General features: G+C 61.1%; 14 protein-coding genes. 8 read left to right on the forward strand and 6 right to left on the reverse strand.

Annotation, left to right across the window (positions count from 1 at the left end; translation table 11 throughout):
• Nucleotides 1–12 precede the first annotated feature (12 nt).
• Nucleotides 13–633, reverse strand: coding sequence for a PRC-barrel domain-containing protein (locus ABIT12_RS01745; RefSeq protein ID WP_348041784.1), 621 nt, complete (start codon nucleotides 631–633; stop codon nucleotides 13–15).
• A gap of 177 nt (nucleotides 634–810) precedes the next feature.
• Here ABIT12_RS01745 and ABIT12_RS01750 point away from each other — a divergent pair, with 177 nt between their 5' ends.
• Nucleotides 811–1,164 carry a DUF1428 family protein gene (locus ABIT12_RS01750; protein ID WP_348041786.1) on the forward strand — a complete coding sequence of 118 codons (354 nt, stop codon included), beginning with the start codon at nucleotides 811–813 and terminating at the stop codon, nucleotides 1,162–1,164.
• A gap of 112 nt (nucleotides 1,165–1,276) precedes the next feature.
• Entirely contained in the window at nucleotides 1,277–1,783 is a 507-nt protein-coding gene (locus ABIT12_RS01755) for a ferritin-like domain-containing protein (RefSeq protein ID WP_348041804.1), read from the forward strand.
• A gap of 39 nt (nucleotides 1,784–1,822) precedes the next feature.
• Here ABIT12_RS01755 and ABIT12_RS01760 read toward each other — a convergent pair whose 3' ends face one another.
• Nucleotides 1,823–2,968: an aminotransferase class I/II-fold pyridoxal phosphate-dependent enzyme gene (locus ABIT12_RS01760; RefSeq protein WP_348041787.1), complete on the reverse strand. Its 1,146-nt coding sequence runs from the start codon at nucleotides 2,966–2,968 to the stop codon at nucleotides 1,823–1,825.
• Between the two features lie 150 nt (nucleotides 2,969–3,118).
• On the opposite strand from ABIT12_RS01760, the gene ABIT12_RS01765 reads away from it, so the two are divergent.
• The 6 genes from ABIT12_RS01765 (at nucleotide 3,119) to ABIT12_RS01790 (ending at nucleotide 8,271) form a co-directional block, all read left to right on the forward strand.
• Entirely contained in the window at nucleotides 3,119–3,994 is an 876-nt protein-coding gene (locus ABIT12_RS01765; RefSeq protein ID WP_348041788.1) for a DsbA family protein, read from the forward strand.
• A 237-nt stretch (nucleotides 3,995–4,231) separates the two neighbouring features.
• Nucleotides 4,232–4,666: a type II 3-dehydroquinate dehydratase gene (aroQ, locus tag ABIT12_RS01770; RefSeq protein ID WP_348041789.1), complete on the forward strand. Its 435-nt coding sequence runs from the start codon at nucleotides 4,232–4,234 to the stop codon at nucleotides 4,664–4,666.
• A 178-nt stretch (nucleotides 4,667–4,844) separates the two neighbouring features.
• Entirely contained in the window at nucleotides 4,845–5,333 is a 489-nt protein-coding gene (gene accB, locus ABIT12_RS01775) for an acetyl-CoA carboxylase biotin carboxyl carrier protein (RefSeq protein ID WP_348041790.1), read from the forward strand.
• Between the two features lie 12 nt (nucleotides 5,334–5,345).
• Nucleotides 5,346–6,692 (forward strand): acetyl-CoA carboxylase biotin carboxylase subunit, encoded by a 1,347-nt coding sequence (accC, locus tag ABIT12_RS01780; RefSeq protein ID WP_348041791.1) that lies wholly within the window; start codon nucleotides 5,346–5,348, stop codon nucleotides 6,690–6,692.
• A 174-nt stretch (nucleotides 6,693–6,866) separates the two neighbouring features.
• A complete protein-coding gene (aat, locus tag ABIT12_RS01785) occupies nucleotides 6,867–7,505 on the forward strand; it encodes a leucyl/phenylalanyl-tRNA--protein transferase (protein WP_348041792.1) in 639 nt (212 codons plus the stop codon).
• Nucleotides 7,498–8,271 carry an APH(3') family aminoglycoside O-phosphotransferase gene (locus ABIT12_RS01790; protein ID WP_348041793.1) on the forward strand — a complete coding sequence of 258 codons (774 nt, stop codon included), beginning with the start codon at nucleotides 7,498–7,500 and terminating at the stop codon, nucleotides 8,269–8,271. Before aat ends, ABIT12_RS01790 begins: the two co-directional genes overlap by 8 nt.
• 82 nt (nucleotides 8,272–8,353) lie before the next feature.
• Here ABIT12_RS01790 and ABIT12_RS01795 read toward each other — a convergent pair whose 3' ends face one another.
• The 4 genes from ABIT12_RS01795 to ABIT12_RS01810 all read right to left on the reverse strand — a co-directional run bounded on the left by ABIT12_RS01795 (nucleotide 8,354) and on the right by ABIT12_RS01810 (nucleotide 10,608).
• A complete protein-coding gene (locus ABIT12_RS01795; protein WP_348041794.1) occupies nucleotides 8,354–8,848 on the reverse strand; it encodes a GyrI-like domain-containing protein in 495 nt (164 codons plus the stop codon).
• A gap of 76 nt (nucleotides 8,849–8,924) precedes the next feature.
• Nucleotides 8,925–9,710, reverse strand: a complete 786-nt coding sequence (locus ABIT12_RS01800; RefSeq protein WP_348041795.1) for an SDR family oxidoreductase — start codon at nucleotides 9,708–9,710, stop codon at nucleotides 8,925–8,927.
• Between the two features lie 12 nt (nucleotides 9,711–9,722).
• Nucleotides 9,723–10,280 (reverse strand): SRPBCC domain-containing protein, encoded by a 558-nt coding sequence (locus tag ABIT12_RS01805; protein WP_348041796.1) that lies wholly within the window; start codon nucleotides 10,278–10,280, stop codon nucleotides 9,723–9,725.
• Nucleotides 10,264–10,608 (reverse strand): metalloregulator ArsR/SmtB family transcription factor, encoded by a 345-nt coding sequence (locus tag ABIT12_RS01810; RefSeq protein WP_348041797.1) that lies wholly within the window; start codon nucleotides 10,606–10,608, stop codon nucleotides 10,264–10,266. The genes ABIT12_RS01805 and ABIT12_RS01810 overlap by 17 nt, the downstream gene beginning before the upstream one ends.
• Nucleotides 10,609–10,881 lie beyond the last annotated feature (273 nt).

A 10,881-nucleotide genomic window follows, 5' to 3' on the forward strand; every position in this document is an offset into this window, starting at 1 on the left:
GGCGGTAACCGCTTACTTGGCCGGTGTCGCGGCGTCGGTTGCCGGAGCCATCGCATCAGTTGCTGGTGCCGTCACGGCGCCGTCTGTAGCGGCATTATCGGTGGTGGTGAAATCGGGAGCGGTTTCAAGCGCTTCCTTGGTGGTCGCCAGCACATAGCGCTCGCTCTTGTCCTCGGCGACGACCATCTGCAGTTCGCTATAGTTCACCGCAACATTCTTTTCCGCCATGCCCAGAAAACCACCAACTCCGATAATGACCGCGGCAACCTTGCCGTCCTCGCCAATTACCAGATTGTTGATGTCGCCGATCTGCTCGGCATCATTGGCCGGGCCGGAATAGACCGGCTTGCCAACGATCTCGGTCGATAGATTATCCTTGTCGGTGGTGGTGTAGCCGGTCGCCAGGATCGAGCTGGCAGATCGCGCGGGCATTGCCGCAGGTGCCGTTGCATCGGTGGCAGCCGGCGCCATATTGTCGGCTGGTGCCATTGCATCGGGTGCGGCAGGAGCCATTGCGTCAGGTGCCGGCGCGGGCGCTGTAACGGCAGGCGCTGGCGTGGTGGCGTCCTGTGCCATAACCGAAACAGGTGCAGCAGCAAGAGCGAAAGCCAGCGCGAATTTTGAGACGTTCATGTCGTCCTCCATCATGATAATCGATGCAGGGTGAAGTCCATAACGCGGCCCGAAGTTCCTCCGGGGTGGCCATTCATATAAACGATGTTTTGATGGAACGCGGTCGAGGCCGTTGGCCCCGCGAGCGAACCAATCCAGCCTTGATCCGTTACTCCACCACCAGTCAAGGAGCACACCATGTCCTACATCGATGGCTTCGCCTTCACCGTCCCCAGGTCCAACCTTGAGGACTACAAAAAACTCGCCCAGCGCACCGCCGAACTGTTCAAGGACCTCGGCGCCACCGGCTACGCCGAAAGCGTCGCCGATGACGTGTCTTACGGCAAAATCACCTCGTTCCCGCGCGCCGTCATGGCCAGCGACGATGACGTGGTGATCCTGCAATGGATCCAATACGCCTCCAAGGCCGACCGCAATCGCATCGGCGCGGAAGTAATGCAGGACCCGCGCATGAAAGCCATCATGGCCGAGTCCAAGGTCGACATGAAACACATGATTTATGGCGGCTTTCAAACCTTCGTCAGCTTCTAGCCAGGCATGACCAGCTGCGCGCGATCACACTTGCACTTTGTACCAAACCGGACCGCAACTTTGCCGGACTGATGCCGTTATGCCTGCAGTTCCAACAGAAAGGCCCATGACAATGGCATCAACGTCCAAAGAAATGACCCTTGATGATCTGTTCCTCGATACGCTCAAGGACATCTATTACGCTGAAAAGCAGATCGTGAAGGCGCTGCCCAAAATGGCCAAGGCCGCCCAGGACCCCAATCTCAAGGCGGGCTTCGAAAAGCATCGTGATGAAACCGATGGCCATATCGAGCGCCTGGAGCAGGTTTTCGAATTGATCGGCAAGCCGGCGCGCGGCAAGACCTGCGATGCGATCCTGGGCATCCTTGAAGAAGGCAAGTCGATCATCGAAGACTACAAGGGCACCATCACGCTCGATGCCGGCCTGATCGCCGCGGCCCAGGCCGTCGAGCATTACGAAATGGCCCGCTACGGCACCCTGCGCACCTGGGCTCAGCAATTGGGCTACAGGGAAGCGGCCAAACTGCTCGAAACCACGCTGCTCGAAGAGCGCGCTACCGACCAGACCCTGACCAAGCTGGCCGAAGCCGGCGGCGACAACGCCAAGGCTGCCGCCTGACCTGTATTCTGGAGCCGCCCTCGGGCGGCTCCAGACCCTTTACGCTCGCAAAAATCCCGCCATCCGCTCCAGCGCCAGGCTCATTGTCTCGGCGGTGCCGGCGTAGGAAAACCGCACATAATTGTGCCCGTCCACCCGGTCAAAATCTACGCCGGGCGTCGCCGCCACGCCTGCCTGCTCCAGCAGCGCCTCGCAGAATGCCAGCGAGTCATTGGAAAATCGCGAAATCCCCGCATAGGCGTAAAACGCCCCATCCGAGGCATGCCCGATATCAAAGCCCAGCCCGGCCAGGCCCGCGCTCAGCACCGCCCGATTGGCCGCATACCCGGCCTTGCGCTCTTCGGAATAATCCCGTTCGCCCAGCGCCGCTGTCGCTGCAATCTGGCTCAGCGTCGGCGCCGAAATGAACAGGTTCTGCTGCAGGATTTCCGTGCGCCGGATCAACTCCTCCGGCATCACCATCCAGCCGATCCGCCAGCCGGTCATGCAGTAATATTTGGAAAAGCTGTTGATGATGATCGCGTCGCGCGTCAGCTCCAGCGCGCTGACCGAAGCGCCGCGATAGTCGAGCCCGTGATAAATCTCGTCCGAAATCAGTCGCACGCCGAGCTTTTTGCAGCTGGCCACGATATCGGCCAGACCAGCCCGGTCCACTGCCGCGCCGGTCGGATTGGCAGGGCTGGCAAACAACAGCCCCTCAAATGGCGCCTTGCTGTAGGCCGCTTCGATTTCCGCCCCGGTCAGCAGCCAGCCATTGCCTGGCCCGACGGGGATTTCCACCGGCACGAAGCCTAGCCCGATCAGCGTGTTGATATAGGCCGGATATCCTGGCCGCGTGATTGCAATTCGCGCGCCGGGCGCAAACGCGGCATGAAACGCCAGGATGAACCCGGCGGACGAGCCCATCGTCGCCACGATATCGTCTGCAGCGACGCTCACGCCGTGCTGAGCCGCATAATAGTCCACCAGCCCTTGGCGCAGCTCCATCATGCCCTTGGCGTTGGTATAGCCCTGCGCCAGCGGCAGGGCCTTTGCCACCGCCTCGATCACCCGCGGCGCCGGCGGCGAACCGGGTTCGCCCAGTTCCAGATGGCAAATCTGCCGCCCCGCCGCCTCCATCTGCCGCGCCCGCTTCAGGATTTCCATGGCCTGGAACGGCAGCATTCTATTCGGCAACTGGCTCATTTCGGCTCCTCGTTCTGCCATGGCACTAACGGCAATGCCGCTTCGCCTCAACTAGAATTGATGCAGTGCAACATCGAGCCTTCGCCACTGGATGCTATCGTGCCCATATCTGCTAGGAATGGCAGCGTTCTCGATTCACTGGAGCCTTGCATGCCACGCTTGACTATCGTTCTCATCGCCGTGGTTGCCCTGCTTGCCGGGGGCCTCGGCGCGACTGTGCTGAACAAGCCTGCTGCCCCGGTGACCGATACCGCCGCCATCCGCGCCGTCGTCTCCGATCTGCTGGCTGCCCACGATCAGCAGGCAGCGGCCAGGCCGGTTGAACCGGCCGCGCCCGCTGTCGCCGCCATCGATGCGGCCACGCTTAATCCGATGATCGAATCATATCTGATGAGCGATCCGAAAATCCTGACGCGGCTGTCGCAAAAGCTCGATACCGAAACCCGCATGGCCGAAGCTGCGGCGTCCAAATCCGCCATTGCCTCGATGCACGATGCCATCTTCAACGATCCCAACCAGATCGTCCTTGGCAATCCCGATGGCGACGTCACACTGGTCGAAATGTTCGACTACAATTGCAGCTATTGCCGCAGCGCCCTGCCCGATCTGGCGACCCTGCTGGACGAAGACAAGAACCTGCGCGTCGTGCTCAAGGAATTCCCCATCCTGTCGCAGGGATCGCTGGAAGCGGCCAAGGTGGCCGTGCTGGTCGGCAAGGCCAAGGTCGATTACTGGAGCTTCCACGAGACCATGTTCACCGGCAGCGGCGAAAACAACCAGCAGACCGCCCTCAGTGCCGCCAAGACCCTCGGCCTGAGCCCGGTTGCCCTGCAGCTCGATCTGGCGACGCCGCAAGTCAACGCCACTCTCCAGACCTCTTACGATATCGCCAAGGCGCTCAACATCACTGGCACGCCGACCTATATCATCGGCAACGAAGTGATCCCCGGCGCCATCGGCATCGATGAGTTGCGCTCCCGCATCAAGAGCATGCGCGCCTGTGGCGAAACCGCCTGCGCTGGTTAAATCAGCGCCGGACTATTTGGTGTTCGAAACCGGTTTGAGAACTCTACTCCGCCGGCCGTATGGCGTGATGGTCGAGAACCGGAGCGCAGCGTACGTTTGGGTACGTGAGCACCGGAAGCGCAGGCCATCGCGTCAGACGGCCGGCGGAGTAGAGTTCGCAAGCCGGTTTTGCCTTTTCGGTGCAATTCGTATAGTCAGCCTTGCACCGGGTAAAACCCCGGTCCAAAAGGCATGATCATGGGCAAACGCGTACTCGTTCTGAACGGACCGAACCTGAACATGCTGGGCATTCGAGAGCCCGGCATCTATGGCGCGCAGACGCTTGCCGATATCGAAAACCTGTGCCGGACCACTGGCACTGAACTTGGTCTGACCGTGGATTTCCGCCAGACCAATCACGAGGGCGAACTGGTGACCTGGATTCAGCAGGCGCGGCAGACTGCCGATGCCATTCTGATCAACCCGGCCGCCTATTCGCATACCTCTGTCGCTATTCACGATGCGCTCAAGGCAGCCGGCGTGCTGACCTATGAAGTGCATCTTTCCAATATTCACCAGCGTGAGCCATTCCGGCACCATTCTTACGTTTCGGCCGTCGCGACTGCAGTGATTTGCGGTCTTGGCGCTTCGGGATATAGTCTGGCACTTCGTGCACTGGCCGAAAAACTCTGATTGGTGTTGAGATTGGCGTCAGGGCGAGTCGAAAAAGCAGGCATTCGAGAACCGGAGCGCAGCGTACATTTGGTACGTGAGCACCGGAAGCGCAGAAGGCCTGCTTTTGCAGGCCGCCATCACGGCAATATCAATACACAATAAAAGGATCGTCGCGTTGGCGCGGGAGACCCAAAAAATGACCAAGGCATCTCAAGTGGATCAGGACCTGATCCGGGCAATCGCAGAACTGCTCAACAAGGAAAATCTCGCGGAAATCGAGATCGAACAGGAAGATTTCCGCGTTCGCGTCACCCGCTCTTATGCCAATGAGACGGTGACCTATGCTGCCCCGCAATATGCGCCGCAGCAGCAGTTCGCTCCCGCCCCGATGGCTCCGGCTGGCTCCGTTGCCGCCGCCGCCCCGGCCAAGGTCGAAGACCTCGCCTCCAACCCCGGCACCCTGACCTCGCCCATGGTGGGCACTGCCTATCGCTCGCCCGAGCCCGGCAAGCCCGCCTTCGTTGAAGTGGGCGCCAAGGTCACCGAGGGCCAGACCCTGTTGATCATCGAGGCGATGAAGACCATGAACCAGATTCCGGCCCACAAGTCCGGCACGGTCACCCGCATCCTGGTCGAGGACTCCCAGCCGGTCGAATACGGCGAACCGCTGGCCGTCATCGAATAAGGAGGGCTTGCCTTGTTTCAAAAGGTTCTGATCGCCAATCGCGGCGAGATCGCCCTGCGCATTCTGCGCGCCTGCAAGGAATTGGGCATCCAGACGGTGGCGGTTCACTCCACTGCCGATGCCAACGCCATGCATGTGCGCCTGGCAGACGAAAGCGTCTGCATCGGCCCGCCGGCGGCCAAGGACAGCTATCTCAATATCCCCTCCATCCTGGCCGCCTGTGAAATCACCGGCGCCGACGCGGTGCATCCCGGATACGGTTTCCTCTCCGAAAACGCCCGTTTCGCCAAGATCCTGGGCGAACACAAGATCACCTTCATCGGCCCGTCCTCGCACCATATCGAAATCATGGGCGACAAGATCACGGCCAAGAAAACCGCCGTCGAACTCGGCATCCCGGTGGTGCCTGGTTCCGCCGGCGCCGTCGAATCCGATGAGGAAGCGATCCAGACCGCCAGGGAAATCGGCTATCCGGTGCTGATCAAGGCAACCGCCGGTGGCGGTGGTCGCGGCATGAAGGTGGCGCTGACCGAAGCCGACGTGTTGATCGCCTGGTCGACCGCCCGCGCCGAGGCCAAGGCCGCGTTCGGCAATGACTCGGTCTATATGGAAAAATACCTCGGCAAGCCGCGCCATATCGAAGTCCAGGTGATGGGCGATGGCCGTGGCAATGCTGTGCATCTGGGCGTGCGTGACTGCTCCTTGCAGCGGCGCCATCAAAAAGTCTGGGAAGAAGCCGGCGGCCCCACCATCCTGCCCGAAGAACGCGATCGCATCGGCGAAGTTTGCGCCGATGCCATGCGCAAGCTGAAATATTCCGGCGCCGGCACCATTGAGTTCCTCTACGAAAACGGCTCGTTCTATTTCATCGAAATGAACACCCGCCTGCAGGTCGAACATCCGGTCACCGAACGCATCACCGGCATCGACATCGTCTATGAACAGATCCGCGTCGCCTCCGGCGAAGCCCTGTCGATGACCCAGGACAAGGTGCAGTTCTATGGCCACGCCATCGAAGTGCGCATCAATGCCGAGGACCCGCAGACCTTTGCGCCGTCCCCCGGCACCATCACCTTCTACCACCCGGCTGGCGGCGTCGGCATCCGCGTCGATTCGGCGGTCTATCAGGGCTACAAGATCCCGCCCTACTATGACTCGCTGATCGGCAAGCTGATCGTCTACGGCCGCACCCGCGATGAATGCCTGCAGCGCCTGCGTCGCGCCGTCGACGAATTCGTCATCGATGGCGTCAAGACCACCCTGCCGCTGTTCCAGCGCCTGATCCGCGAACCCGATATCCTGGCCGGCAATTACGACATCCACTGGCTGGAAAAATACCTGGCCAACAACAAGGTCTAACCGCCTTTCTACCCTCTCCCCTTGAGGGAGAGGGACAGAAATTCTGCGTCCAGCAGAATTTCAGGGTGAGGGGTTAGTTCCGCACACGCCTGAGCCAACAAGAGACCCCTCATCCGCCCTTCGGGCACCTTCTCCCTCAAGGGGAGAAGGAAGTGCAGGAGAGTTGCGTTATCAATGGCCAAGCGCACCGACCCCTTCGCCATCGAACTCACCCCGGAACTGGTGGTCCGCGCTTACCGCGCCGGCATTTTCCCCATGGCCGAGGACGCCACCTCGCCAGACCTGTTCTGGGTCAGCCCCGAACTGCGTGGCATCATTCCGCTGGACGGATTCAAAATCTCAACCAGCCTGCGCAAGTCCATGCGCCGCAACAATTTTCAGGTGAAGGTCGATACCGATTTCGACGCCATCATTGAGGGCTGCGCCACCGTCGGCAAGGATCGCTCCTCGACCTGGATCAATAGTGCGATCCGCAATGTCTATGCCGAACTGTTCCGCCGCGGTGTCGCCCACACTGTCGAAGTCTGGGACGGCGCCGAGCTGGTCGGCGGCCTTTATGGTCTCTCCATCGGCGGCGCCTTCTTCGGGGAATCGATGTTCCACCGCAAGACCGACGCCTCCAAGATCGCCATGGCCCACCTGGTCGCCCGCCTCAATGCCGGCGGCTACCAATTGCTCGACACCCAGTTCGTCACCGATCATCTCGCCAGCCTCGGCGGCATTGAAATCCCCCGCGAAGACTACGAGGAACGCCTCGCCGACGCGCTGCAGTTCAGCGGCGACTGGCACGCCTGGGACCACCGGAATGCCTGACCTGCCGGCCCTGTGGCGTGAACGGCTCTCCGCCTACACCTTTACCCGCCAGACCATCGGCGAATCCCATGCCGAAGTGTTCCGGCTGGACGCGCCCGACCAACCCGCACTGTTCATCAAATCCGAAGCCATCTCCCCCTTCGCGCAACTGCCCGCTGAAATCGCCCGCCTGCGCTGGCTGCAGACCATGTCCCTGCCCGCCGCCAGCGTCCTCGACGTCGCCGATCATGGCGATCGCCATTACCTGCTGATGTCCGCCGTCCCGGGCGCCGACATGGCCTCATGGCCCAAATCCGCCGCATCCGACATCATCGCCACGCTCGCCAGCGCCCTGCGCCGCCTGCACGACACGCCAACTGCCGCCTGCCCGTTCGATCTGACGCTCGCCACCATGCTGCCCCACGCCAAGGCCCACATGGACGCCGGCCTGGTGGATGAAACCGATTTCGATGACGAACGCCTCGGCCAGCGCACACCCGAGCTCTATGCCAGACTTATCGCCAACCGCCCGCCCGAGACCGACCTCGTGGTCGGCCATGGCGATGCCTGCCTGCCCAATTTCCTGATGCTGGATGGAAAATTCACCGGCTACATCGACACCAGCCGCCTCGGCATTGCCGACCGCCAAGCCGATCTGGCCATCTGTACCCGTTCGATCGCCTTCAACCTGGGCGAAGACGCCGTAGCGCCGTTCCTCAAGGCCTACGGCGCCGACCTCGACCCAAGCCGCGCCGCCTATTATCGCCTGCTCGACGAATTTCTCTAAAGCAGTTCGGGCCTGTGCTGAGTCATTCAAAAAACGCGATGTCGAGTTTCAGGCTGCTTCGGTTACAACCCCTCAGCCGAGCCTAATCCTTCAGCCGGAACGCCACTTCCGTTACCGGGAACCCCGATGGGTCTTCGCCCGGGTCCTTGTGATAAATTTCCAGCCGGGTCGCATCCTCATAGCGATCCGGCAATTCAGTGCCCGCAAAGGCAAAGCCCTGCCCGCGCGCCCATTTGTCCAGCGCCATATTGGCTTCATAAAGTTCATGATACGGCCCGGTATGGGTGATCGCGGCATAGCGCCCGGCCGGCAACAGCCCGGTCGTCACCATGTCGTCACCCTGCATCACGGTCGCGGTGGGCATGCCCACCTGCATCTGCATCTTGCCGCCCGGCAGGAAGTTGAAATAATTGAAGTATGGCGGGCCGGCCAATTCGCCGCCCTGCCCCTTCACCCATTCGATCACCTTGCCGATCAACGGCGGCGCCGTCTGCGCGATCTCGGGCTGGCTCAGCGTCAAAATCATCGCCGCATAAGGCTGCGCCGCTTTGGTTACAACCGTTGGTTCTGTCAGCATCACTGTTCTCCTCTTGATGCAACAACCCTAGCCAAGCCGCGCTAGGCCTATTTGATCCATCTTGCGAACGTTGCGATCAATCGATCTGAGCACCGCCCGTGGCGTTAGCCATCGTCGCCGTCATCCCTGCAGCCAGATCCGAACTCAACAGCACCACCGCGTCCGCCACCTGCGCCAATGCCGTCACCCGGCGCAGTGGCGTATCCTTGGCAAACAGCGTATGCACCTCCTCAAAGCTCATACCCTGCTCCTTGGCATGCAGCATCCATGCTTCACGCACGCCCGGCGCGTCAGGTGATCCCGGCGAGCGCACCCAGCACACCCGCACGCCCTGCGGCCCCACTTCGACCGCCAGGTTGCGCAAAAAATGCTCCACTGCCGCACAGGCGATGCCGAAGCCGCCCATGTTCGGAAATGCCTGCCGCGCCACATTGGCGGTAATACCCACGATCACCCCGCCGCCATGGGCGCCCATATGCCGCGACATCGCGGTACCGGTATAAAACCAGGTGCGCAAGCCATCGGTAATGGGGGTCATGAACCGGGCCTCGTCCATTTCGCTGAGCGGCTCCCCCTGCGTGTCGCTCCACGAAATGGCGTTGAACATCAGCTTGATCGGACCGGCCTCGGCCGCAATTCGCTGCAGATGCTCATCGACCTGCTGGCGGTCCAGCGCATCCACCGGTGCCACCACAACGGCGCCCCCAGCCGCGACGATCTCCTCGGCCACTGCCTCCAACGGCCCAGCGGTTCGTGCCGCCAGATAAACCGTGGCGCCCTCGCGGGCATAGGCCTTGGCCACCGCTCCACCCACTGCGCCGCTGGCGCCATAAACAATCGCGGTTTTACCTTTGAGCAGCATGATGCCCCCGGTTCATTGTTGTTGTTGCTGTTGTTCCTGCTGCCGCTTACGCGCCGCCACGATATCGGCGGCCACACCATCAATTCGCGGCTGCCCGACAACCTTGCCGCCGGCCTGTTTGACCAGCCCGAGGTAATCGGCAAACAGATCGAACCCGGAAGCCCAGCCCCAGCCATGCCCATCGCGCTCCCGCACATTGGCAAATGTGCCTTGCCGGAAGCGCATCTCGGTCTTGCCGTCGCGTTCAGCAAAATCCATTTCCACCAGCATGGAGTGGCCGTCATAGTCGTTGATATAGGTGAAGCACAGCCGCGTGTTGGGCACGATCTCGGTGTACTCGCCATGGATCCAGTGCTGATGGTCTGGCGCATTGCTCATGCAACGCCGCCACTTGCCACCAACCCGAAAGTCGATCTTGCATTCGGTCAGCCACATGCTCTGCGGCCCGTGCCAGCGCACCATATGCTCCGGTTCGCTCCACAGCTTGAACACCAGCGCCGCTGGCGCATCGAACACCCGGGTAAATTCCAGCACCAGGTCGTCAGCCATCATCTCACTGCTTGCGGTCATCGGGATTTCCTTTCTGCAGTTCCGCCAGATAGACATCCATCCGATCAAAGCTCTGGTCCCAGAACCTGCGGTAATACTCCACCCAGCTGGCCACGCCCTTGAGCGGGGCCGCGTCCAGCATGACTGGCCGATATTGTGCATTGCGCCCGCGCGTCACCAGCCCCGCTGCCTCCAGCACCTTCAGGTGCCGCGAAATCGCCGGCATGGTGATGGCGAACGGCTCGGTCAATTCGCTCACCGAAGCCTCTCCATGCGCCAACCGCGCCAAAATCGCCCGCCGCGTCGGATCGGCCAAGGCCGAAAATGTCAGGCTGAGTTGATCCTGCATATTTCACACGTCAGTTATTTAACATTATTGTGAAATACAGCTGGCGCTGCGACATGTCAACGCCATCCTCGCGGCATCAGCGAGAACCTATGCTTCCATCGACACTGTGGATAACAAAGACCTGGAACGATCAACCTGAAACAGAAAGCGCCTACTGCGCGGGAGCCACCGCCGGCTCGGCCCCATCCGGCAATTCCTCATTCCGCTTGTCAGGCGGCGGCACGTCCGAGGTATTTTTGCACTCGATCAGCCACACATCATAAACCGCATGGT

Source organism: Devosia sp., assembly GCF_039927955.1.
GTDB lineage: Bacteria > Pseudomonadota > Alphaproteobacteria > Rhizobiales > Devosiaceae > Devosia.

Excerpts from the sequence above, each read along its gene's own strand:
- ABIT12_RS01745 (WP_348041784.1), bottom strand. The coding sequence starts at position 633 with ATGAACGTCTCAAAATTCGCGCTGGCTTTCGCTCTTGCTGCTGCACCT.
- ABIT12_RS01750 (WP_348041786.1), top strand. The coding sequence starts at position 811 with ATGTCCTACATCGATGGCTTCGCCTTCACCGTCCCCAGGTCCAACCTT.
- ABIT12_RS01755 (WP_348041804.1), top strand. The coding sequence starts at position 1,277 with ATGGCATCAACGTCCAAAGAAATGACCCTTGATGATCTGTTCCTCGAT.
- ABIT12_RS01760 (WP_348041787.1), bottom strand. The coding sequence starts at position 2,968 with ATGAGCCAGTTGCCGAATAGAATGCTGCCGTTCCAGGCCATGGAAATC.
- ABIT12_RS01765 (WP_348041788.1), top strand. The coding sequence starts at position 3,119 with ATGCCACGCTTGACTATCGTTCTCATCGCCGTGGTTGCCCTGCTTGCC.
- aroQ (WP_348041789.1), top strand. The coding sequence starts at position 4,232 with ATGGGCAAACGCGTACTCGTTCTGAACGGACCGAACCTGAACATGCTG.
- accB (WP_348041790.1), top strand. The coding sequence starts at position 4,845 with ATGACCAAGGCATCTCAAGTGGATCAGGACCTGATCCGGGCAATCGCA.
- aat (WP_348041792.1), top strand. The coding sequence starts at position 6,867 with ATGGCCAAGCGCACCGACCCCTTCGCCATCGAACTCACCCCGGAACTG.
- ABIT12_RS01790 (WP_348041793.1), top strand. The coding sequence starts at position 7,498 with ATGCCTGACCTGCCGGCCCTGTGGCGTGAACGGCTCTCCGCCTACACC.
- ABIT12_RS01795 (WP_348041794.1), bottom strand. The coding sequence starts at position 8,848 with ATGCTGACAGAACCAACGGTTGTAACCAAAGCGGCGCAGCCTTATGCG.
- ABIT12_RS01800 (WP_348041795.1), bottom strand. The coding sequence starts at position 9,710 with ATGCTGCTCAAAGGTAAAACCGCGATTGTTTATGGCGCCAGCGGCGCA.
- ABIT12_RS01805 (WP_348041796.1), bottom strand. The coding sequence starts at position 10,280 with ATGACCGCAAGCAGTGAGATGATGGCTGACGACCTGGTGCTGGAATTT.
- ABIT12_RS01810 (WP_348041797.1), bottom strand. The coding sequence starts at position 10,608 with ATGCAGGATCAACTCAGCCTGACATTTTCGGCCTTGGCCGATCCGACG.